General features: G+C 65.8%; 17 protein-coding genes, 2 tRNA genes, 1 rRNA gene and 1 pseudogene. 5 read left to right on the plus strand and 16 right to left on the minus strand.

From position 1 onward, the window contains the following. Nucleotides 1–10: 10 nt before the first annotated feature. Nucleotides 11–1,541, minus strand: a 16S ribosomal RNA gene (locus AC1AYP_RS04040). Between the two features lie 1,090 nt (nt 1,542–2,631). After that, entirely contained in the window at nt 2,632–5,763 is a 3,132-nt protein-coding gene (locus tag AC1AYP_RS04045) for a bifunctional [glutamine synthetase] adenylyltransferase/[glutamine synthetase]-adenylyl-L-tyrosine phosphorylase (protein ID WP_476546811.1), read from the minus strand. A 145-nt stretch (nt 5,764–5,908) separates the two neighbouring features. Between AC1AYP_RS04045 and AC1AYP_RS04050 the strand changes: the two genes are divergently transcribed. Further along, nucleotides 5,909–6,259 (plus strand): hypothetical protein, encoded by a 351-nt coding sequence (locus AC1AYP_RS04050; protein ID WP_476532744.1) that lies wholly within the window; start codon nt 5,909–5,911, stop codon nt 6,257–6,259. Between the two features lie 137 nt (nt 6,260–6,396). Here AC1AYP_RS04050 and metF read toward each other — a convergent pair whose 3' ends face one another. From metF to AC1AYP_RS04085, 7 genes are all read right to left on the minus strand, one after another. Continuing rightward, entirely contained in the window at nt 6,397–7,251 is an 855-nt protein-coding gene (metF, locus tag AC1AYP_RS04055) for a methylenetetrahydrofolate reductase [NAD(P)H] (RefSeq protein WP_034528012.1), read from the minus strand. 79 nt (nt 7,252–7,330) lie between these two features. Further along, nucleotides 7,331–9,637 carry a 5-methyltetrahydropteroyltriglutamate--homocysteine S-methyltransferase gene (gene metE / locus AC1AYP_RS04060; RefSeq protein ID WP_034528010.1) on the minus strand — a complete coding sequence of 769 codons (2,307 nt, stop codon included), beginning with the start codon at nt 9,635–9,637 and terminating at the stop codon, nt 7,331–7,333. Nucleotides 9,638–9,920: 283 nt separating this feature from the next. Continuing rightward, nucleotides 9,921–10,478 carry a SixA phosphatase family protein gene (locus AC1AYP_RS04065; protein ID WP_476546812.1) on the minus strand — a complete coding sequence of 186 codons (558 nt, stop codon included), beginning with the start codon at nt 10,476–10,478 and terminating at the stop codon, nt 9,921–9,923. A gap of 153 nt (nt 10,479–10,631) precedes the next feature. Next, nucleotides 10,632–11,687 (minus strand): tRNA (adenine-N1)-methyltransferase, encoded by a 1,056-nt coding sequence (locus AC1AYP_RS04070; protein WP_034528004.1) that lies wholly within the window; start codon nt 11,685–11,687, stop codon nt 10,632–10,634. A gap of 111 nt (nt 11,688–11,798) precedes the next feature. Further along, nucleotides 11,799–12,743, minus strand: coding sequence for a transporter substrate-binding domain-containing protein (locus tag AC1AYP_RS04075; RefSeq protein ID WP_476544878.1), 945 nt, complete (start codon nt 12,741–12,743; stop codon nt 11,799–11,801). 8 nt (nt 12,744–12,751) lie between these two features. Beyond that, nucleotides 12,752–13,702, minus strand: coding sequence for a magnesium transporter CorA family protein (locus AC1AYP_RS04080; RefSeq protein WP_476544877.1), 951 nt, complete (start codon nt 13,700–13,702; stop codon nt 12,752–12,754). A gap of 153 nt (nt 13,703–13,855) precedes the next feature. After that, entirely contained in the window at nt 13,856–14,701 is an 846-nt protein-coding gene (locus tag AC1AYP_RS04085) for a histidine phosphatase family protein (RefSeq protein ID WP_034527999.1), read from the minus strand. A gap of 109 nt (nt 14,702–14,810) precedes the next feature. Here AC1AYP_RS04085 and AC1AYP_RS04090 point away from each other — a divergent pair, with 109 nt between their 5' ends. Then, nucleotides 14,811–16,127: a THUMP-like domain-containing protein gene (locus tag AC1AYP_RS04090; protein WP_034527996.1), complete on the plus strand. Its 1,317-nt coding sequence runs from the start codon at nt 14,811–14,813 to the stop codon at nt 16,125–16,127. A gap of 40 nt (nt 16,128–16,167) precedes the next feature. Here the strand turns inward: AC1AYP_RS04090 and AC1AYP_RS04095 are convergent, their stop codons facing one another. Beyond that, nucleotides 16,168–16,419, minus strand: coding sequence for a DUF2442 domain-containing protein (locus tag AC1AYP_RS04095; RefSeq protein WP_034527994.1), 252 nt, complete (start codon nt 16,417–16,419; stop codon nt 16,168–16,170). 25 nt (nt 16,420–16,444) lie between these two features. On the opposite strand from AC1AYP_RS04095, the pseudogene AC1AYP_RS04100 reads away from it, so the two are divergent. Next, nucleotides 16,445–16,531 (plus strand): annotated as a pseudogene (locus tag AC1AYP_RS04100) (addiction module antidote protein); the annotation flags it as partial. A 99-nt stretch (nt 16,532–16,630) separates the two neighbouring features. Here AC1AYP_RS04100 and AC1AYP_RS04105 read toward each other — a convergent pair. Beyond that, entirely contained in the window at nt 16,631–17,035 is a 405-nt protein-coding gene (locus tag AC1AYP_RS04105; protein ID WP_034527991.1) for a pyridoxamine 5'-phosphate oxidase family protein, read from the minus strand. Nucleotides 17,036–17,227: 192 nt separating this feature from the next. Here AC1AYP_RS04105 and AC1AYP_RS04110 point away from each other — a divergent pair, with 192 nt between their 5' ends. After that, nucleotides 17,228–18,163: a DMT family transporter gene (locus AC1AYP_RS04110; protein WP_034527987.1), complete on the plus strand. Its 936-nt coding sequence runs from the start codon at nt 17,228–17,230 to the stop codon at nt 18,161–18,163. A gap of 162 nt (nt 18,164–18,325) precedes the next feature. Then, a complete protein-coding gene (locus AC1AYP_RS04115) occupies nt 18,326–19,429 on the plus strand; it encodes a hypothetical protein (protein ID WP_476546818.1) in 1,104 nt (367 codons plus the stop codon). A gap of 148 nt (nt 19,430–19,577) precedes the next feature. On the opposite strand, the gene AC1AYP_RS04120 is transcribed toward AC1AYP_RS04115, so the two are convergent. From AC1AYP_RS04120 to glmU, 5 genes are all read right to left on the minus strand, one after another. After that, a tRNA-Ala gene (locus AC1AYP_RS04120) sits at nt 19,578–19,650 on the minus strand. Nucleotides 19,651–19,705: 55 nt separating this feature from the next. Further along, nucleotides 19,706–19,778: transfer RNA gene (locus AC1AYP_RS04125), tRNA-Ala, on the minus strand. Nucleotides 19,779–19,899: 121 nt separating this feature from the next. After that, nucleotides 19,900–20,610 carry a histidine phosphatase family protein gene (locus tag AC1AYP_RS04130; RefSeq protein WP_476502208.1) on the minus strand — a complete coding sequence of 237 codons (711 nt, stop codon included), beginning with the start codon at nt 20,608–20,610 and terminating at the stop codon, nt 19,900–19,902. Beyond that, nucleotides 20,610–20,993, minus strand: coding sequence for a ribosome silencing factor (gene rsfS, locus AC1AYP_RS04135; protein ID WP_034526502.1), 384 nt, complete (start codon nt 20,991–20,993; stop codon nt 20,610–20,612). The genes AC1AYP_RS04130 and rsfS overlap by 1 nt, the downstream gene beginning before the upstream one ends. Before the next feature lie 86 nt (nt 20,994–21,079). Next, nucleotides 21,080–22,471 carry a bifunctional UDP-N-acetylglucosamine diphosphorylase/glucosamine-1-phosphate N-acetyltransferase GlmU gene (glmU, locus tag AC1AYP_RS04140; RefSeq protein ID WP_476502185.1) on the minus strand — a complete coding sequence of 464 codons (1,392 nt, stop codon included), beginning with the start codon at nt 22,469–22,471 and terminating at the stop codon, nt 21,080–21,082. Nucleotides 22,472–22,522 lie beyond the last annotated feature (51 nt).

The following is a 22,522-nucleotide window of genomic DNA, read 5'->3' on the forward strand; positions in this document are numbered from 1 at the left end:
TTCTCCGTAGAAAGGAGGTGATCCAGCCGCACCTTCCGGTACGGCTACCTTGTTACGACTTAGTCCCAATCACGAGCCTCACCTTAGACGGCTCCACCCTCCAAAGGAGGTTAGGCCACCGGCTTCGGGTGCTGCCCACTTTCATGACTTGACGGGCGGTGTGTACAAGGCCCGGGAACGCATTCACCGCGGCGTTGCTGATCCGCGATTACTAGCGACTCCGCCTTCATGGAGTCGGGTTGCAGACTCCAATCCGAACTGAGACCGGTTTTCAGGGATCCGCTCCATGTCGCCATGTCGCATCCCGCTGTACCGGCCATTGTAGCATGCGTGAAGCCCTGGACGTAAGGGGCATGATGATCTGACGTCATCCCCACCTTCCTCCGAGTTGACCCCGGCGGTCCCCCGTGAGTCCCCAGCCGAACTGCTGGCAACACGGGGCGAGGGTTGCGCTCGTTGCGGGACTTAACCCAACATCTCACGACACGAGCTGACGACGACCATGCACCACCTGTGAACCCGCCCCGAAGGGAAACCACATCTCTGCGGTCGTCGGGAACATGTCAAGCCCAGGTAAGGTTCTTCGCGTTGCATCGAATTAATCCGCATGCTCCGCCGCTTGTGCGGGCCCCCGTCAATTTCTTTGAGTTTTAGCCTTGCGGCCGTACTCCCCAGGCGGGATGCTTAACGCGTTGGCTCCGACACGGGACCCGTGGAAAGGGCCCCACATCCAGCATCCACCGTTTACGGCGTGGACTACCAGGGTATCTAATCCTGTTCGCTCCCCACGCTTTCGCTCCTCAGCGTCAGTAACGGCCCAGAGACCTGCCTTCGCCATTGGTGTTCCTCCCGATATCTACACATTCCACCGTTACACCGGGAATTCCAGTCTCCCCTACCGCACTCCAGCCCGCCCGTACCCGGCGCAGACCCACCGTTAAGCGATGGGCTTTCACACCGGACGCGACGAACCGCCTACGAGCCCTTTACGCCCAATAATTCCGGATAACGCTTGCACCCTACGTATTACCGCGGCTGCTGGCACGTAGTTAGCCGGTGCTTATTCAACAGGTACACTCAACCAGAAGCCTTGCTCCCTGCTAAAAGCGGTTTACAACCCGAAGGCCGTCATCCCGCACGCGGCGTCGCTGCATCAGGCTTGCGCCCATTGTGCAATATTCCCCACTGCTGCCTCCCGTAGGAGTCTGGGCCGTATCTCAGTCCCAATGTGGCCGGTCGCCCTCTCAGGCCGGCTACCCGTCGAAGCCACGGTAGGCCATCACCCCACCGTCAAGCTGATAGGACGCGACCCCATCCCATACCAGTAAAACCCTTTCCCAACACACCATGCAGCATATTGGAACATCCGGCATTACCACCCGTTTCCAGGAGCTATTCCGGAGTACGGGGCAGGTCGGTCACGCATTACTCACCCGTTCGCCACTCTCACCCACCAGCAAGCTGGCAGGATCCCGTTCGACTTGCATGTGTTAAGCACGCCGCCAGCGTTCATCCTGAGCCAGAATCGAACCCTCCACAAAAAACATTGCAGAAAGACATCGACAGATGACTCTCACTAAAAACAATTGACGGAACATCCTATAAGGAAGGACGTTCGCACAAAAACCCCGACCCCCATCAAACCCCCNAAGCCTTGCTCCCTGCTAAAAGCGGTTTACAACCCGAAGGCCGTCATCCCGCACGCGGCGTCGCTGCATCAGGCTTGCGCCCATTGTGCAATATTCCCCACTGCTGCCTCCCGTAGGAGTCTGGGCCGTATCTCAGTCCCAATGTGGCCGGTCGCCCTCTCAGGCCGGCTACCCGTCGAAGCCACGGTAGGCCATCACCCCACCGTCAAGCTGATAGGACGCGACCCCATCCCATACCAGTAAAACCCTTTCCCAACACACCATGCAGCATATTGGAACATCCGGCATTACCACCCGTTTCCAGGAGCTATTCCGGAGTACGGGGCAGGTCGGTCACGCATTACTCACCCGTTCGCCACTCTCACCCACCAGCAAGCTGGCAGGATCCCGTTCGACTTGCATGTGTTAAGCACGCCGCCAGCGTTCATCCTGAGCCAGAATCGAACCCTCCACAAAAAAACTTCATGAAGAGAACCAAACAAACGGCTCCCAAAAAAGAAAAAAGACGGAACATCCTATAAGGAAGGACGTTCGCACAAAAACCCCGACCCCCATCAAACCCCCCCGGGTACTCGAAAACGAGCGGGAATCGGACTGGCAATCATTGACTATAAAGAAGTAAGTAGTACAACACACTCTTGAGTTCTCAAACCACCACACACGCCAAGCAACCCGGAAACCAACCAACAGGAAGGAACCCCGACCGCTCAGCGGCAGCGAATGAATAACCTACACCACACCGACCACACACGCAAACCCACACCACAAAACAACCACCAAAACCCCTGCAAACACTAGCCTCCACCGGCGTGTCGAAAAACCGACCACAAACAACCCAACAACCCCCCACAGTCGGCCAAAGGCCGGCAGCTCCCCCTCACAGGGAGAGCAGACACCGCTATCTCTTCCCCGCGCGATTGCAGAGGGCCGGGCGACGGACGCATGCCGCATCGCGCCGCCCGGTTCCCATACCCCGGACCACTCAGCGCCCGTAGAACAGACGGTCGGTGACCTCCCTGGCCTTGCGCATGACGGCGAGCAGGTCGTTCTCGAAATGCTGCCCGCGGTTCGCGTCGTAGCCGAGGTAGACGGCGATGCCGCCGAGCGAATACATGTCGTCGGGCAGGATGTCGGCCTGGTTGACGCGTCCGGACCACAGGTAGTTGCCGTTGCGCGCCGCCGTGCACATCGTCCACGCGTGGCGCAGGGTCGCGGCGTCGCCCGCGTCGATGAGCTTGCGGCGTTCGAGCACGTCGAGGGCCGCCAGAGTGCCGCCAACGCGCAGCTCCTTGATGTCGCCGGCGTGACGCAGCTGCATGAGCTGCACGGTCCATTCCACGTCGGATAGGCCGCCTTTGCCGAGTTTGAGGTGGCGGTCGCGGCGCACGTTGCGCGGCAGTCGTTCCGCCTCCATGCGCGCCTTGAGTTTGCGGATGTCGCCGATTTCGGCGTCGGTCAGGTCGACGTGCGGGTAGCGCAGCGGGTCGGCGAGGTTGGCGAGGAAGTCGCGTGCGAGCGCCTCGTCGCCGGCCGCATACCGGGCGCGCAGCAGCGCCTGCCGCTCCCACGTGCTCGACCAGGAGCGGTAGTACTCCTCGCAGGAGGCGTAGGAGCGCACGAGCGGCCCGTTCTTGCCTTCCGGCCGCAGATCCAGGTCGAGTTCGATCTTCGGTTCCAGCGTGGTCGGCCCTTGCAGGATGGCGCGCAGGTCCTCGACGACCTTGCGGGCGAACAGGTTCGCCGTGCGCTCGTCGACGCCATCGCCGGGACGGTAGATGATGATCGCGTCCGCGTCGGAGCTGAAGTTCACCTCACGTCCGCCGTAGCGTCCCATGCCGATGACGGCGAGCGCGGCAGGCGCCGCGGCGGCCCCACCGGCATCGGAGCCGCCGTCCGCCCCGAATTCGCGCATCCGGTTGTTGACCGCCCAGGTGAGCGCCGCGTCGATGATCGCGTCGTACACGTCGGTCATGCCTTCCAATGACGCGGCGTCGTCCATCACGCCGCTCATCCAGGCGAGACCGATGCGTTCGATCTCGTGCCGGCGCATGGCGCGCATTGAGGTGGCGAAGTCGTTGATGTCGCCCGCGTTGCGTTCCAGCGAGGAGCGGCATTGCACGTCGAGGCTGTCGCGTGTGCGCGCCTTGAGCCGTTCGTCGTTGCCGAGCCAGGTGACCGATTCGACGGACTTGTTGAGCGCGTCGCCGAGGAAGCGGGAGTTGGACAGCACGTGGCACAGGCGCTGCGCGGCGGATGTGGAGTCGCGCAGGAAGCCGAGGTATTCGCTTTCGGTGCCGAAATGCTCTTCGAGTTTGCGCCAGTTGAGCAGGCCCATGTCCGGGTTCTGGCCTTGGCCAAGCCATTCGAGCACGGCGGGCAGGATGATGCGATTGATCTTGGCGGCGCGCCCGAGGCCGTTGGTGAGGGCGACGACGTGGCGCATGGCGGCGTCCGGATCGCCGAATCCGATGGAGCTGAAGCGTTCGCGGGCCGCATCCTGGCTCAGGTCGATCTGGTCGTCCTCCAGTTGCGCGGAGACGGGCAGCATCGGCCGGTAGTAGATGTCGAGGTGGAGGTGGCGCACTTCACGGCGCGTCTCGTCGTAGCGTTCGACGAGTTCCTCCGGGTGGAGGTGGAAGGCGCGTGCCACGCGACGCAGCTCCTGGTTCTGGTTCAGCGCGTCCACGTCCACGTCGCGTTTGCGTTCGAGCCCGCCGAGGTTCGCCCCCGCGCCCAGGTCGGGGAACAGGTGGGTGCGTTTCAACGCCCACATCTGCTGACGGTGTTCGAGCACGCGTTCGAACCGGTAGTCGGCGGACATCCGCGCGGCCTGTTTGCGCGACACGTAGCCGCCTTCGGCGAGACGCGCCAACGATTCGAGCGTGGAGCGGGTGCGCAGCGTCTCGTCGGTGCGCCCGTGGACGAGCTGGAGCATCTGCACGGTGAATTCGACGTCGCGCAGACCGCCTTTGCCGAGTTTGATCTCGCGGTCCTTGAGCGGCGCGGGGATGAGGTCTTCGACGCGCTTGCGCATCTTCTGGCAGTCGTAGACGAAGTTGTCGCGTTTGGCGGCGGACCAGACGAACGGTCGGGTCATGTCCATGTAGGCGCGTCCGAGCTCCGGGTCGCCGGCGACGGGCCGGGCCTTCAGGAGCGCCTGGAACTCCCAGTTCTCCGCCCACTGCTCGTAGTAGCCCTGATGCGAGTCGATGGTGCGCACCAGCGGGCCGTCCTTGCCTTCGGGCCTCAGCCCTCCGTCGATCTGCCACAAGGTCGGTTCGGCGACGCCCATGATCACGGACTGGCATACGCGTTGCAGGGTGGTGGCCATCTTCGTGCCGATGCGGATGAGCTCCTGGCGTCCGATTTCCTTGTCGGCGGGTTCGACCGCGTAGATGAGGTCCACGTCGGACACGTAGTTCAGTTCCTGGGCGCCGAGCTTGCCCATGCCGATGATGACGAACCGTACGTGTTCGCTGCCGGGCACTTCGTGGCGGGCGATGGCGAGCGCGCCTTCGAGCGCCGCGTCGGCCAAATCGGACAGTTCGCGGCTGATGGTCGGCTGGATGGCGCACGGGTCGGCGGCGGTGGCGTCCTGCGCCATGATGGCGGCGAGCTGGCGGCGGTAGGTGCCGCGCAGCGCGGTGGCGGATTCGGCGAGCGGAAGTGTGGCGGCGGGCGCGGCCGTCTCGTCCGAATCGGCGCCGACGGCCTTGAGGATGTGCGCGCGTCGTTGCGCGTGGTCGTACAGGTGGCTGTCGCAGCTGTCCTTGGATGCGGCTTCGACGAGTTCGGGACGGAAGCGCATGAGCTTGCCGAGCGCGTCGGATACGCCGAGCACGGTGACGAGCCGTTCGAACGCCGGCTGGTCGGGCACCATCTCCTCGAAGTCGCGCCCCTGGCTCTGCACGGCGTTGGTGATGCCGACGAGGTTGGCGAGGGCCGCGTCCGGGTCGCATGCCTCGGCGAGCGCCTTGAGGATGAACCGCAGCCGATCGTCCGGCACCCCGTCGGCTTTGAGACGGTCGAACTGCCCGCGCGCGTCGTCGAGGTTCTGCAGGCCCGCGCGGATCAGATCCATCGCGGAGGGGCGGAATGCGTCATTTGCGTTCATACCTAGCTAATGTACACCGCGCCCTGCGTTAGACTGGGACGCGGTCGCAATCGTTTCGCGGCGGGGCCTCTCACGGCGGCCGGCGCCGCATGTCGGACGCCGCGCCGCGCACGCGTGCCGCGGACGGTCCGGAAAGGGTATGGTCATGAACGCTGTTGATATCGCGGGCGTCGTCGCCTCGTGCGTGGTCGGCGTGCCGATAGGCGTGTTCTTCGGTCTGGTTCCGTTCAGGAAGGACGAGCTCACCGAGGAGCAGAACAAGGCCTCGCAGGTGCTCGGCGTGGTCGGCGTGGGTCTGATCGTCGTGCTGATCTTCATGAAGCAGGACGCCGCCTCCTGGGCGGCGACGTTCGCGATGCTGGCGGGCTTCGCCATCGGCAAGATCCCGCCGTTGCACGCGTGGGCGCTCCGTCGTTTCCCGTGGCTGCAGCCGAGGAAGGCTCCGGTGAAGCGCGGCGGGGGGAACGGCGGAAAGGCGTCGAAGAAGCGGAAGTGACGCCCGTTCCCCGCATCGCGGATGACGGAAGGCGGTGGATTCCCGACATGGGATTCCACCGCCTTCCGTCGATTCGGGACCGGCTCGGCGGTGATTCGGCGCCGCTCCCGGACCACAGAATCACCGCCGGATCACCGTCACTCCTCCGTCTTGGTGAACAGGGGACGCACGTTGCGCCAGATGCGACGCGTGGTGGCGGGACGGTTCATCGTGTACAGGTGAACGCCGTCGACGCCGTGCGCGACGAGGTCGGTGATCTGCGTGGACGCGTAGTTGATGCCCGCCTCGCGCAGCGTGGGCACGTCGCTCCCCCACTTCTCGAGCAACGCCTCGACGGCGGGCGGCACGACCGTGTTGTTCTTCGCCGCCATGGAGCGCAGCGACTTCGCGCCGTTGATCGGCATGATGCCCGCCTCGATCGGCACGTCGATGCCGGCGGCGCGCGCCTTGTCGAGGAAGCGGTAGAAGTCCTCGTTGTCGTAGAACAGCTGGGAGATGAGATGCGTGGCGCCGGCGTCGACCTTGGCCTTGAGATAGTCGATGTCCTGGTCGAGCGAGGCGGCCTGGTAGTGTCCTTCCGGATAGCAGGCGCCGAACACCTTGAGCTCCGGCTTGCGCGCGCGGATGTAGCGTACCAGGTCGATGGCGTGCTCGAAGACGCCGACCGGGGTCTCCCCTTCGATGTAGTCGCCGCGCAGGGCAAGCACGGCGTCGACGCCGGCGTGCTCGAACATCTCCAACGCTTCGTCGACCTTCGCCTCGTCGGAGTAGAGGGCGGTCAGGTGGGCGACCGTGGGGATGCGGTATTCCTTGCGGATCGTGTTGGCGATGCGCGCGGTGGCGGTGCGGTCGGCGTGCGTGCCGTGGCCGTAGGTCACCGAGATGAAGTCCGGGTGCATGCCCTGCAGGCCGTCGAGCGTGTCGTAGATGGTGCCGACGGGCGCGTCCCGCTTGGGCGGGAACACTTCCAGCGAGAACATCGGCTGATGCATGATTGCAAACCTTCCTCGATAAAGGAGGCTCCCTCGGACGAGGGAGCCTCACTCATTCATTGCGTTTCGCGGGACGCGGTCACTTGGCGAGCTGGGCGCGCACGGCCTTGGCGGCGGCGACGAGGTGCTCGAGGCTCGGCCAGGTCTCCGCGTTGCCGCGGGTCTTCAGACCGCAGTCCGGGTTGATCCAGACCTTCTCGACGCTCATCTTCTTGAGGATTTCGCCGATGCGCTCCTCGATCTCCTGCTCGGAGGGGATGCGCGGGGAGTGGATGTCGTAGACGCCCGGGCCGGCCTCGGTCTCGAAGTTGGCCTCGTGGATGGCGTCGAGCACGACGAGGTCGCCGCGGGACGCCTCGAAGGAGATCACGTCGGCGTCCATCGCGTCGATGTCGCGGATGATGTCGTTGAACTCGGAGTAGCACATGTGCGTGTGGATCTGCGTGGTCGGCTTGACGCCGGAGTGCACGAGACGGAACGCGGGCACGGCCCAGTCGAGGTACTTGGAGTGCCAGTCGGTCTTCCTGAGCGGCAGCTTCTCGCGCAGGGCGGCCTCGTCGATCTGGATGACCTTGATGCCGGCGGCCTCCAGGTCGAGCACCTCGTCGCGGATGGCGAGGGCCAGCTGCTGGGTCTGCTGCTCGTGGGTGATGTCCTCACGAGGCCAGGACCAGTTGAGGATGGTGACCGGGCCGGTGAGCATGCCCTTCATGACGTGGTTCGTGCGGCTCTGCGCGTAAGCGGACCATTCGACGGTGATCGGCTTGGCGCGGGAGACGTCGCCCCACACGATCGGAGGCTTGACGCAGCGGGTGCCGTAGGACTGGACCCACGCGTTCTTGGTGAACAGGAAGCCGTTGAGGTTCTGGCCGAAGTACTCGACCATGTCGTTGCGCTCGAACTCGCCGTGGACGAGCACGTCGAGGCCGATCTCCTCCTGGTGCTTGATGCACGCGTCGATCTGGCCCTTGATGAACTCGTCGTATGCTTCCTTGGTGATCTCGCCCTTGCGGAACTTCGCACGCTCGGCGCGCACCTCGCGCGTCTGCGGGAAGGAGCCGATCGTGGTGGTGGGCAGCAGCGGCAGGCCGAGGGCCTCGCGCTGCAGCTTCTGGCGCTCGGCGCGGGCCGGCTGGCGCGTGTAGTCGGCTTCGGTGAGGGCGGCGATGCGCTCGGCGACCTTCGGGTCGGCGGACACGCGGGTGCCATCGAACAGCTCCTGGTTGGCGGCGAGCGCCGGGTCAGCCTTGCGGGCCTCGTCGTCGGCGTCGGCGAGGGCGGCGATCTCCTTGAGCTCGCCGAGCTTCTCGACGGCGAACGCGAAGTGCTTGAGCACGGCCGGGTCGAGGGCGGTCTCGCCTTCGGTGCTGAACGGCACGTGCAGCAGGGAGCTGGCGGTGGAGACGGCGACGTTCGGCGTGACCTGCTTGAGGGCGTCGACGAGGCCGAGGCTCACGGCGTAGTCGTTGCGCCAGATGTTGCGGCCGTTGACGACGCCGGCGAAGATCGTGGTGTTCTCGGCGACGCCGTGCTTGGAGACGGCGGCGAGGTTCTCGTCCTTGCCTTCGTTGAGGTCGAGGCCGATGCCGTCGAAGCCGAGCAGGTTGACGGTCTCGTACACGTCGGCGATGTGGCCGAAGTACGTGTTGAGCAGCACCTTGATCTTGCCGTCGCGGGCGGGCAGGATCTTCGCGTAGAGGCTCTTGAACAGCTCCACGTCGCCCGGCTGCTTGTCGAGCACGAGGAACGGCTCGTCGATCTGGATCCACTTGGCGCCGAGCTCGTTGAACTTGGCGAGCACCTGGGCGTACACGGCGGCGACCGCGTTCACGAGGCCCTTGTCGAAGGTGAGCTCCTGGGCGTCGTCGTCGCGGGCGAGCTTGAGGAAGGTGTACGGGCCGATGAGCACCGGCTTGGTCTCGATGCCGAGATCCTTGGCTTCGAGGTACTCGTCGAACGGCTTGGTGCCGTTGAGCTTGATCTCGGTGGACGGCTCGATCTCCGGCACGATGTAGTGGTAGTTGGTGGTGAACCACTTCTTCATCGGCAGGGCGGTCACGTCGCCCTTGTCGCCCTGGTAGCCGCGGGACATGGCGAACAGGGTCTCCTCCGGCTCGGTGAAGCCGAGACGCTGGTAGCGCTCGGGGATCACGTTGAGCAGGATCGCGGTGTCGAGCAGCTGGTCGAAGTAGCTGAAGTCGTTGCTCGGGATGAGGTCGACGCCGGCGGCGGCCTGGAGCTTCCAGTGCTTGGCCCTGAGCTCCTTGGCGGTGGCGTGCACCTCGTCGAGGGTGGCGTTGCCCTTCCAGTAGGCCTCGATGATCTTCTTCAGCTCTCGGTTCTGACCGATGCGCGGGAATCCGGACACGGACGTGAGTGCAGCCATGAATCCTCCATACTGCTAGCGTTAACGAAACGGCTTTTCAACCCGCCCAGCCTATCAAACACATCCGCAAACAGGGTCATCAGCGACGGTTAAGTGTCGCTATCAATCGGCTTTATAGCGCCGTTTCCCGACCTTGTTCAACGAGCGCTTGGCAACCGGACGAATACACGAGCGGCGAGTATACGCCGCCCGCGTCGTTCCTGCGCCGCCATGACCATATACCGGTTGCGATACCGGTTGCGATACCGGCCGCGTCCGTCCGCGCCCGCCCCGGCGAGGGCGCTCAGTCGAAGTCGGAGGAGCTCATCACGGCGAGCAGGTCGCCGGAGTGCACCTGCCACTGCTTGAACGGCTTGTCGGAGCCGAAGATCACGACGCCCGCGGTCTGGAGTCCCAGGTTGAGCAGGTCGAGGCGTTCCGGATCGGATTCGGAGGAGGCGAGCCACTGGCTGGCGATCGAGACGGTGGGCTCGTGGCCGAGCACCATGAGCACGCGCGCCTTGTCCTTGACGTGCGTGAGCTCGTCGAACACGGCCTGCATGCCGCCGTCGTAGAGGCTCTGATGGTAGTCGACCTTGGGCTTGTCGCCGAAGGTCTTGAGCATCTTGCCCAGGGTCTGGCGGGCGCGCGTGGCGGCCGAGCAGGCGATGGCGTCGGGCACGAGCTTCATCTCGGCGAGCCCCTTGGCGACCTTCTTCGCCTGCTTGAGCCCCTTGGACGTGAGCTCACGGCCGTAGTCGCCCTCGGCACCGAACGGCTCCGCCTTCGCGTGCCGCATGACGATCAGGATGTGGCCGTAGCCTTTGGCCCGCTTCGCGACCTTGTTCGGATTGACTCCCACGTTGGGCCTCCCAGCCTCGTTTGTCCCTCGGCTCGCGCGTCACACACACGTAAGCGCTCACGAATACATCAGTCGATTATACGTCCCCGCGCACGCCCACGCGTCATCATCACCCCGCACGATTTCGACCGCACAATCGGCCCGCACGCCATATCAGACGTCGAGCGAGCCCACCTGCCGGTCGAGGTCGCGCAGCACCTTGCGCAGCTTGCGGTCGGAGATGTCGCGCAGCTCGAGGTCCTCCAGCTGCGCCTCGCGCTCCTCGGCGGTCATCTCGTCCACGTCGGTGACGGTGTCCTTGGCGGGGCGGTCGCGTTTCTTCAGCGCGGTGAAGCCGTCGGCCATGGCGCGCGCGACGACGAGGAAGCCGGTGTGGCCGATCATCTGGTGGTCGGGGCGCACAGCGAGGCCGGCGACCTTCCAGCTGCGTTCGAGCGTCTCCTGCACGGCCGGCTCCGTCCACCGCCCGGATTCGCGCAGCGCCTCGACCATGCGGCTCATCTGCGTGGTCGTGGTGATGTAGGCGACGAGCACGCCGCCGGGCGCGATCACCCGCCACGCCTGTTCGAGACGGTTCCACGGGTCGAGCATGTCGAGCATGATCCGGTCATAGTGGTGTTCGGGCAGCCCGGCCGCCACCGTGTCGAAGTCGCCGGTCCTCAGGTCCCACCACGCGGGCTTTCCGCCGTAGTAGAGCGTGGCGTTCGCCTCGGCGACGCGCGCGAAGTCGGGTCGCAGCTCGATGGTGGTGAGCCCGCCGGTCTCCCCCACCGCGTCGAGCAGGTTGACGCTCATCGCGCCCGATCCGGCGCCGGATTCGAGCACGCGGTGCCCGGAGCGGATGTCGCCGAGCTGGATGACCTGCGCGATGTCCTTCGGGTACATGATCTGCGCGCCGCGCGGCATGGACAGCACGTAGTCGGCGAGACGCGGGCGCATCACCGCGTACTGCCAGCCGCCGATCGCGCGCGCCGCCTTCCACGGCTTGCCGGCGTCACGTTCCGGGTGGAGGGCGTTGACCTGCGCCTCGCGTTTCGCGGTGACGGTGGTGACGACCACGCCTTCGGTGCGGCCGATCACGTCGTCGTGCAGGATCAGACCGTGCTCGGTCTGTGTGCTGCCTCCGGCGACGATCTGGTCGGTGATCTTCTTGCCCTTGCGGTCGGTGAACTGCACCTTCTCGCCCGCCTGAAGCGGTCCACGTCGCATGAACGGTCTCCTTAGCTGTCTGCTGTCGTTCTCGGGAAACGTCGACGGATCGTCGACGGAATACGGTCATCGTGCCCTATCGCACGGACTACCTACCTCACGGACTACCGCCTACCGCGCCGGCCGCCAACCGGTCGCGTCGGCGAGCGCGTCCAGCGCGGCGCGGTACGAGCCGTCGGCGCGCATGTCGCCGAGCGCCTCGGCGATGTCGGCGGCGAGCGTGACGGCCCCGGCCTGCACGGCGATGCCGTAGCGCACGCTCCCGTAGCGCACGCCCGTCACGCGCTCCGTGAGCGTGCCGCCTTCGTCGCGCGCGAGTCCGGCGAGCGTGACCGCGTCGCCGGCGATCGCGTCGGCGGTGCCGACCATGAGATCGGTGACGCATTGCGGATAGGTGTCGCGTTCGCGCGTCTTCGCCCGCGGCGCGACGGCGAGCAACGCGTCCTTCGCGCCGCTGCCGGCGACCGTGCAAACGGACTTGCCGGCGAGCGCGGCGACGTCGCCGATGCCTCCGGCATCGTCGGGGCGTGCGAGCAGTCCCTGCCGCGTGGTCAGGTACGGTCCGGCGTAGCTGGCGTGACTGTCGGAGACGACGCCGTTCTCGCCCGTACCGCCGTCCTTGCCGCCACTGTCCCGGCCGTCGCCGTCGTCGTTCCCGTCGCCGGCGGGCATCGGCATGCCGGCGACGACCATGTCGACGGTACCGTCGGCGAGCAGTTCGAGGCGGTTGGAGGGTTCGACCTGTTTGAAGACAATCTGCTTGTTCGCGTATCCGAGTCTCTTGGCGACGTATCGGGCGATCTCGACCTCGAATCCGCCGTAGCCGCCGTCATGCCAGCGTGACAGTCCCGGCTCGTCGGCGGCGACGCCGATCGCGATGGTGGGGCCGTCCGGCTGTCTCACCGTGGAGGGGGCGCCGCCGCAGCCCGCCGTCGCGACGAGCGCGAGCGCCGTCAGCGCGGCGGCGAGGCCCCGCGTGACGCACGTGCGCGCGCCCGGCCGGCGGCTCGCATGGTAACGCCGCGGGCGATCGGTTCGGTTGCGGATGGCTGCCATGCGGCGTCTCACTTGAACATGCGCGAACGGGTGAGGAACCAGGTGACGGCGACGGACAGCGCCACGGAGATGAGGATGATGACGGCGAAGCCCCATGATTTGTCGGTCAATGGCATGCCGAGCATGCCGTCCTGGAAGTTCATGCCGTACATGGAGAAGATGAGCGTCGGGATGGACAGCGTGATGGAGATGATCGTGAAGATGCGCATCACGTTGTTCAGGTTGTTGGACACAATCGAGGCGAACGCGTCGGTCATGTTCGCGAGAACGCCGCTGTAGATGTTGGCCATCTCGATGGCCTGCTTGTTCTCGGTGATGACGTCGTCGAGCAGGTCCTCGTCGTCCGGGTACTGCTTGATGCGCTGCAGGGTGGTGAGCTTCTCCATCACGATCTCGTTCGATTTGAGGGAGGTTGTGAAGTAGACCAACGTCTTGGAGAGCTCCATGAGCATCACGATCTCGCGGTTCTGCATGGAGTGGCGCAGTTTGAGTTCGAGCTTGTCGCTTTCGCGGTCGATGATGCGCAGGTAGCGCAGGTACATGGTGGCGTTGCGGTAGAGGATCTGCAGGATGAACCTCGAGCGCATGTACGTGTTGAACCCGCGAATCGTGCCTTCCATGAACGGGTGGAGCACGGGGGTGTCCTGCATGCACACGGTGATGATGAGATGCTCGGTGACGATGATCGACAACGGGATGGTCTCGTACCAGTCGCGTCCGCCGCGTTCCTCGACGGTCGGGATGTCGACGATGACCATCGTGTAGTCGTCCTCGACGTCGACGCGGGAGCGTTCCTCGTCATCGAGCGGCGCGCGCAGGTCGGCGAGGTCGACGCCGGTTTCGGAGGCGACGGTGGCGAGCTCCACGTCGGTGGGTTCGCTCAGGCACAGCCATGAGCCGTTCTCCGGTTTGTCGACCCGCTCCACTTGGCCGTTAATGGTGCTGAACATCCTCAACATCGTCTCTTCACCCGCCTTTCGCCATGTCCGTCCGATCGGGGCCCGCCCCGAAAACCTCGACAAGTCTAGTCCCATGTGCGGGACGTGCGCCAACGGATATCGCCATTGCGGTTGAATTCACGGTGAATTCGCGAGACGTCACGGCCGGCGCCGTCACCAGTTAATCGGCTGCCAGTCGGGCATGTGCGGGCCCCTCAATTCGGCGGGGCCGTTCTCCCAGTCGCCGAGGTTCGCGACGGCGGGACCCTGGTTGTGCTCGACGAGGTCGAACATCGGCTCGGCCGCGGGCCTCCCGTTGACCGTGTGACGTACGGCGAGACGGCTCCAGCAGGCGTTGCGCATCGAGCCGACCGCGTTCATGCCGTCCGGGTCGAGTCCGAGCAGTTCGCTGATCGTCGCGACGATCCACGAGCCGTGGCCGACGAGCATCAGCGTGACTGGCCGCTCGCCCGCATAGGCGGGGTCGGCGATGATGTCGCGCACGGCCTTCGCGCCGCGCTCCCCCACGGCACGGCGGCTTTCCACCCCGTAGGCGGTCTCGCCGCCCTCATGCCGCTTCCATGAGGCGTAGGCTTCGGCGTCCACCGCGCGCACCTCGTCGCGGGTCAGGCCCTCCCACTGGCCGAAGGAGCGTTCGCGCAGACGCGGGTCGGGCGTGACGGGAAGGCCGAGGATGTCGGCGAAGGCGTGCGCGGTCTGCATGGCGCGGAACAGGTCGGAGCTGATGACGGCCATGCGGCGGCGTGCGGCGGGGGCCTCCTCGTATTCGAACGTGCGGGTCCGTTCCCTCGCCTCGGGCCCCGGCTGCGGGATCGACGCGGGGTCGTCGGCGAGGCGGCTCACCTTCGCCCAGTAGTAGCGGGCGGCGAGCGCGAGGCCGGACTGGTCGGCCTGCCATTGGCCGACGATGTCGAGCGGGATGTCGATCTGCCCCTGCAATCGGCGTTGGAGGTTGTAGTTCGTGCGTCCGTGCCTGAGCATCACGATCTCGTCGATCATCGTCGGTCCTTTCCGTCGCCTGCGGCCGTGCCGCCATCCACGTCCCAGCTTCCCACATGCACGCCGCTGCCGCCGCTGCGACGCGCCGGACCGCCGGTACAATGGAGCGGTGTTGATTTCGGATGCCACGCGCGCCTTCGCCCGCGCGCATAGGGATGAGGACGTGCGCGACCTCGCGCTGCACGCGAAGCCGGGGCCGGACGTGGATCTCACGGCCGCGCTGGAGCAGATCGCCGGATTCCGGACGGCGCGCGTGAAGCTGCCCGGTTGGGCGGCGTGCGAGGACGTCGTCTACCCGCCGCACCTGGCGATGGAGCAGTGCTCGTCGGAGGCGACGGCGCGCTACAAGGCGGACGTCGCGCGGCGGATCATCGCGGGCGGTGACGGCGATGCGGCCGCCGGGAACGCCGCGGCGGGCGAGCCGACGACGCTGATCGATTTCACCGGCGGTTTCGGCGTTGATCTCTCGTACATGGCGCGCGCGTTCGACCGCGCGGTCTACGTGGAGCGGCAGGAGCATCTGTGCGAACTGGCCGCGCACAACCTGCCCGCGCTGGGGCTCGCGCACGCGCGCGTCGTGAACGACGACGCGGCCGTCTATCTCGCGACGCTGCCGGACGATGCGGCGACGATGGCGTTCCTCGATCCGGCGCGACGCGACGCGCACGGCGCACGCACGTACGCGATTGCCGACTGCACGCCGGACGTGCTGGGGCTCATCAATCGGCTGCTCGCCGTCGCGCCGCACGTGATGGTGAAGCTCTCCCCGATGCTCGACTGGCATAAGACGGTCGCCGATTTCGCGGGTCTCGTGCATGAGGTGCATATCGTGTCCGTCGCCAACGAATGCAAGGAGCTGCTGCTCGTCATCGGCCGCGACGCGTGCGCCGCGCCGCGGGTCCTCTGCGTGAACGACGGGCGGGCGTTGGAGTTCGACGCGGACGACGACGGCCGCGACACCGCAGCCGATACCGGCGCTACCGTTGAGAGGACGGGCGGTGAAACGACGGCCGGTGACGCACCCGGACAAGGCGGCCGCACCGCCGACCCCGCCGAGCCCGATTCGTGGCGGTACCTGTACGAGCCGAACGCGTCGATCATGAAGGCTGGCTGCTTCGCCCTGCTCGCACGCCGCTTCGCCGTGGCTCCGGTCGCACGCGACAGCCACCTGTTCGTTTCCGGGAATCCTATCGAGGATTTCCCCGGCCGCGCGTTCGAAATCGACGCGGTCGCCACGATGAACAAGAAGGAGCTGAGGAAACTCACGGACGGGCTCACGCACGCGAACATCGCGACGCGCAACTTCCCGCTCCCGGTCGCCGTGCTGAGGAAGAAGCTCAAGCTCAAGGACGGCGGCGACGCCTATCTGTTCGCCACCACCGACGCCGCCGGCCGCCACATCGTCATCCGTTCGCGGAAACGATGACCCGCTGAGTTTCGCGTCCGAGCGGTTCCGTTTCGCCGCGTCAGTCGACGATCATGTCGGAGCGGACACGCTCGGGGGCGATGTCCATGCCGTTCGGCCACGTGGGGGCTCCGGCCACCAATCGGACACCCCGGAAAACCGACTGGTTCCGCAATGCACGGAAGTCGCCTTCATCGAGGTATTTCGACATGTCGAACACGCCCCGCGCCCCGTCGGAGCAGACGACCCTCAATTTGTATCCGTCCAGCGGAACCACTTCGGTCACATCACACAGATAATCCAGAAACGACATATCCGTCCTCTCCTATCGCAGCGGCTCGATACGCATCGACAATCCAAGCTTCCAGACCATCGTCAAGGTGGTTCGCGCGCTCGGAGGCCGGATCAGCATCCAACCCGCCTGATCGGCCGTAATACGAGACAGGGCCCCGGTCCGATGCGCGGAAGCGATCAATCGGACCAGGGCCCTGCGAAAACGGGAAACGGAACGTGGGCCAGAAGGCTCAGTCCTTCTCGATGGTCTTGCCGGCGGTGGGGCCGGAGGCGAGGTTCTGGATCTCGGTGACTTCGAGCACCGGGATGACGGCCGGCTTCTTGGTGCCCTTCTCCTCGGCGACCTTGACCTGCTCCTCGTAGATGGCGTCGTCGGAGTGCAGGGTCACGGTGCCGCGGAAGCGGTAGCCCTTCTTCTCGGCGAGGTTCGCGAACGCGATGACCAGCGGGGAGCCGTTCTTGAGGTTCTCGTAGGCCTGGCCGGCGGTGCGCTCGTGGTAGGCGATGTGGTTGTCGTCGAGCACGAACAGGCTCATCTTCGGGCCGAGGTCGAGCTGGCCGTCCTTGGAGACGGTGGAGATCCAGCCCAGATTGTTCTCGATGAAGGTCTTCATTTCGGCGGTGATCGTTGCCATGGCAGTGTCCTTTCGTTGCAACGGACGGTTGTATCCGCACCCCACCTTACCCACTCCCCCGCCGCGCCCGGCCGACGTCCGCTGTGAGCATGCACACATGGGCATGTCACGGCCGCGCGGGCCGTATCGTATGAGCGGACGACGCCGGTGCGAACGGTCGGCGCGAATCGAGGGAAAGGCGGCGAGACGGGTATGCGGATGGTCGAACGGTTCAATGCGCTGCGCAGTCGCTGGTCGCGCTCGTTCCCGCCGAATCTGGCGCGCATCATGCTGCTCGCATGCGCGGCGCTGTGGGGCGGCAGCTATCTGCTCGCCAAGGTGGCGATGACCGCGATCACGCCGCAATGGCTGATGGCGTTGCGTATGGCGGGCGCCAGCGCGTGCATGCTCGCCCTGTTCCACCGGCATATCCTTCCGGCGCTCAACCGGTCGATCATCATACCGGCGCTCGTGGTGGGCGTCACCTATTGGGGCACGATGGTCACGCAGATGACGGGGCTGCAGACGATCGACCCGGGGCGCAGCGCGTTCCTGACCGCCGCCTACTGCGTGCTCACGCCGTTCGCCACGTGGATCGTCTCCCGCGTCCGGCCGAGGGCCATCAACCTGGTGGCCGGCGTGATCTGCCTCGTCGGCGTGGGATTCGTCTCGCTCAAAAACGGCATGACGTTGTCCCTGTCCGCCGGCGACTGGCTGACGATCGGCACGGCCGTCGTCTTCTCGTTCAACCTCACCTGCCTCGGCGTATATGCGAAACGCTTCGACCCGATCGCCGTCACCTTCGTGCAGTTCGCGGTGGCCGGCGTGCTGTTCGTCGCGGGCGCAGCGTTCACCGAGCCCGCGCCGACCACCGCGTGGCTGGCACCGCCGGTGGTGGCGAGCGTCCTCTACCTGTTCCTCGGGGCGACGATGAGCGCGCAGATCATGCAGAACATCGGCCTCGCGCACGTACCCGCCTCGCAGGCATCGATCATCATGTGCACGGAAAGCCTGTTCGCTGTCTCGTTCTCCGCCCTGTTCTGGGGCGAGCGGATCACGTGGAGCTCGCTGGTCGGGTTCGCGCTGATCTTCACGGCCGTATTGCTGTCCGTCTTCAGGCCGACGCGCCACTCGCTGCACCGCAACTGAACCACGGGCATGCCGGCGCGTCCATGTGACGCCGACATGTCGCTTGTGTGGAGATTCCCGCACACATGTAAGCATTCTGAGTCTTTCGTGGACGCCACAGACTATTCCCAGCGGTTTTGGGTACGTTCTATCTTCGTGAAGAAGTTTTTCCAAGGCATATCGATGTCGCAGATCATCGCGGGATCGCTTGCCGCCGTCACCTCGTTCCTCTTGTCCGCGAAGATCGGCATCGCGGGCTCGGTCATCGGCGCGGCGGCCAGTTACGTGATCTCCACGCTGGCTTCGAACATCTACGGCACGATCCTCAAGGCCTCCGGAGAGAAGCTCCAGGAGGTCAATCCGTTGAGCGGCAATTCCGCCGACAAGAAGGACGGCGACGCCGAGTCCGCCGCCGACTCGGCTGACGACGCCGACGACACCAAGACGAACGGCACGGCCACCGCGGAAGACGCGGCCGCCGCGGACACCGGCGACGAGACCGTCATCGGGCGCTTCAACGCCACCGATGTGCTCGAAGCGGGCGGGAAGGGCCGTACTCTCGGCATCGGCGATGTGCCGCTGCCGCCGGCGGCCGGCAGGACGGCGCCCGCGACGAACACCAGCACCTACAACGTGGCCGAGCTGCGCGGCAAGCGCAAGATCGACCCGAAGCGCATGGCCATCATCGTCTCCGTGGTGAGCGGCCTGGTGGGTGTGGCGATCACCGCCGGCGTGGTCATGCTGTTCACCAACGGCCATGGCACCGACTCCGTGGTGCGTGACATCGTGAGCCCGTCCTCCACGTCCAAGACCACGACGGACACCGACACGACCACGCAGGAGACGCCGACGAAGCCGGAGAAGCCGAGCGACCAGTACGGCTACGACACGACCGACGGCACGGACACCGACACGACCGACGGCACCGGCAGCACGAAGTCCGGCAGCAAGTCCGGCACGTCCGGCTCGTCCTCCGGTTCGGAGTCATCCTCCGGCACATCCGGCTCCAGCTCGTCCTCGGGCACGAGCGGCTCCTCGTCGTCCGGTTCCTCCTCGTCCGGTTCGTCGTCCTCCTCAGGTTCGAGCAGTTCGAACGGCTCGTCCTCGTCGGGTACGAGCGGCTCCGAATCGTCCGGCGGCACGTCCTCCGGCTCCGGCTCGTCGTCCTCGTCCGGTTCCAGCGGCTCGGGTACGAGCGGCTCCGAATCGTCCGGCGGCACGTCGGGTTCGTCCTCCGGTTCGACCGGATCCGGTTCGACCGACACCGGTTCCGGCGCCACGAACTGACGGTTCATCGGCACCATCGAGCGCCCTCCCGGTCCGGCCACGTCGGACTGGGAGGGCGCTCGGCGTAAGCGCCGCCGATACACGGATACGCCGAAAAACAACACGAAGGCCCGCAGGAAACCAATCCTGCGGGCCTTCGCCGTATCTGTGGAGCTAAGGGGATTCGAACCCCTGACCCTCTCCATGCCATGGAGATGCGCTACCAGCTGCGCCATAGCCCCGTATTCATTTATCCGTGAACGCCATCATCGAAGTCATTCGAATCATCGCGTTTCGTGGAGCTAAGGGGATTCGAACCCCTGACCCTCTCCATGCCATGGAGATGCGCTACCAGCTGCGCCATAGCCCCGTATTCATTTATCAGCCCGCCGTGCGAACCTCGTATACATTACGACGAAGAACCGTTTCAGGCAAATACGCGTGTCGTCCGCGTGTCGCGTTTGCGGCACGCGGACGACAATCGCGCCACGTCAGCGTTCCTTCTCCCATTCGGGCGTGTCCGCGATGGCCGGACCATGGTTGTATTCGGCGAGACGCCAACGGAACGTGCCGTCGGGCATGTCCATCAGCGCGAGCCGCACCCAATGCGCGTTGCGCATCGAGACGACCGTGGCGAACGTGGGATCCACCTTGTCCAGCCCGAGCAGGGTCTGCAGGGTCTGCGCGATCCACGCGCCGTGGGAGAACACGAACAGGTCGGTGTCCTCCCCCGCGCGCGTGGCCCAGTCGTTCAGCGCCTCCATGCCACGCATGCCCACGTGGCTTTTGGGTTCGGCGCCGTACTTGAGTTCGCCGCCGCCATGCATGCGCCATGAGGCGAAGTCCTCCGGGTAGCGTTCGGCGAGTTCGGCGACGGCGTGGCCGTCCCATTCGCCGAAGCTGCGTTCGCGCACGCGCTCGTCGTCATGCACCTCGACGCCCGCCCGGGGGCCGCCGAGCGCGTCGGCGAACGCCTGCGCGGTGGCGTGGGCGCGGCTCAGGTCGGAGGAGACGATGAGACGTCCGGTGACCTCCGGACGCCGGTCGACGTACAGCGACTTCAGCGCGGCCGCGGTCTGGACGACCTGCCACCGGCCGACGGCGTCAAGCGGGATGTCGACCTGCCCCTGCAGCTTGTGCGCCGCATTGTAGGAGGTGCGCCCGTGACGCACGAGGAAGACGGATCGGACGTGGCGGACCATCATTCGGCGCTTTCCGGGTGCGCGAGCTCCAGGTCGATCTGCGGGCAGTCGCGCCACAGACGCTCCAGTCCGTAGAACTCGCGGGATTCCTCGTGCATCACGTGAATCACGTAGTCGCCGTAGTCGAGCAGCACCCACTGGCCTTCGGTGAGGCCTTCGCGGTCGCGCGGCTTGCGCCCGTCGCACTTGAGGTAGAGATCCTTTTCGATCTCCTCGGCGACGGCGAGCACCTGGCGCTCGTTGGATGCGCCGGCGATCATCATGATGTCGGTGATGCCGAGCGGTCCGGTCACGTCGTAGGCGACGATGTCGGTCGCCTTGACGCGGTCGGCCGCCTCGGCGGCGATGCGGATGTCGTCGATGGATGACTGCAGTGCGGTCATGAATCTCCTCGTGTCTGTTGCGTGATCTGAATGGTCGGAATCGCCGGAATGGTCGGAATAATGGCCGATACGCCCACGGACGCCGGTCAGCGCTCCCAGGCGGGCTTCCAGCCTTCGACGTTGTGCTGCGTGTTCTCCGAGTACACCATCGTGTCGTCGGGAACGGCGTGGCGGATGACGGAGCCGGCGCCGGAGGTGACGTTGTCGCCGACCTCCACGGGCGCGACGAGCAGGTTGCCGGCGCCGATGTGGCAGCCGGCGCCGATCGTCGTGCGGTTCTTGTGCACGCCGTCGTAGTTGGCGGTGATGGTGCCGCCGCCAACGTTCGTATGGTCGCCGAGCTGCGCGTCGCCCACGTAGCTCAGGTGCGGCACCTTGGTGCCGTTGCCGATGTGCGCCTTCTTCATCTCGACGAAGGCGCCGGCCTTCGCCTCCTCGCCGAAGTCGTTGCCCTGGCGCAGGTACGTCCACGGGCCGATGTTGGTGGCGCGGCCGATGTGGGATTCCTGCACGCGGGAGCGTTCGACGACGGCCTCGGCGTCGATGGTCGCGTCGATGAGCGTCGAGTACGGTCCGACGACCGCCTCCTCGCCGATGACCGTGTGGCCTTGGAGGAACGTGCCGGGCAGGATGGTCGCGTCGCGGCCGATCTCGACGTCGTCCTCGATCCACGTGGTCTCCGGGTCGAGGATGGTGACGCCGGCGCGCATCCACGCCTCGCACACGCGGCGGTTGTGCGCCTTGGCGAGCGCGGCGAGCTGCACGCGGTCGTTGACGCCTTCGACGCTCAGGGGGTCGGGGGCGGTGAACGCGCCGACCTTGCCGTCGGCGCGGGCGGTCTCCAGCGCGTCGGTGAGGTAGAACTCGCCCTGCGCGTTGTTGGACTTGAGGTCGGCGATGGCGCGAGCGAGCAGTTCGGCGTCGAACACGTACACGGAGGTGTTCACCTCCTGCACGGCGAGTTCGCTGCGGTTCGCATCCTTCTGTTCGACGATGCGCAGCACGTTGCCCTCGCGGTCGCGGATGATGCGGCCGTAGCCGGTCGGATCGTCGAGCACGGTGGTCAGGACGGTGGCGCCGTTGCCGGATTCGTTGTGGAACGCGACGAGCTTGGCGAGCGTGTCGGAGTCGAGCAACGGCATGTCGGAGGCGGCGATGAGCACGGGGCCGGTCAGCGGGCCGTTCTCGGCGAGCTGCGCCATCGCGCACTGCACGGCGCGGCCGGTGCCGGGGATGTCGTCCTGGTTGACGATGGTGACGTCCTCGTCATAGGAGCGGGCCGCGGCGGCGACGCGCTCGGCCTGGAAGTGGACGACCACGGCGAGTGTGTCCGGATCGAGCGCCTTGACGGAGTCCATGACGCGGTTGAGGAAGGTCCTGCCGGCGAAGGCGTGCAGCACCTTCGGCTTCTTGGAGCGCATGCGGGTGCCTTCCCCCGCGGCGAGGATGATTGCGGCGGTCACTGCCGAAGATGCCATATGCGTGTCGTTCCCTTCACTTGGCGTGTCATCTGTTCCAGCACCTAACGA

The sequence above is a fragment of the Bifidobacterium sp. LH_424 genome, assembly GCF_056356895.1.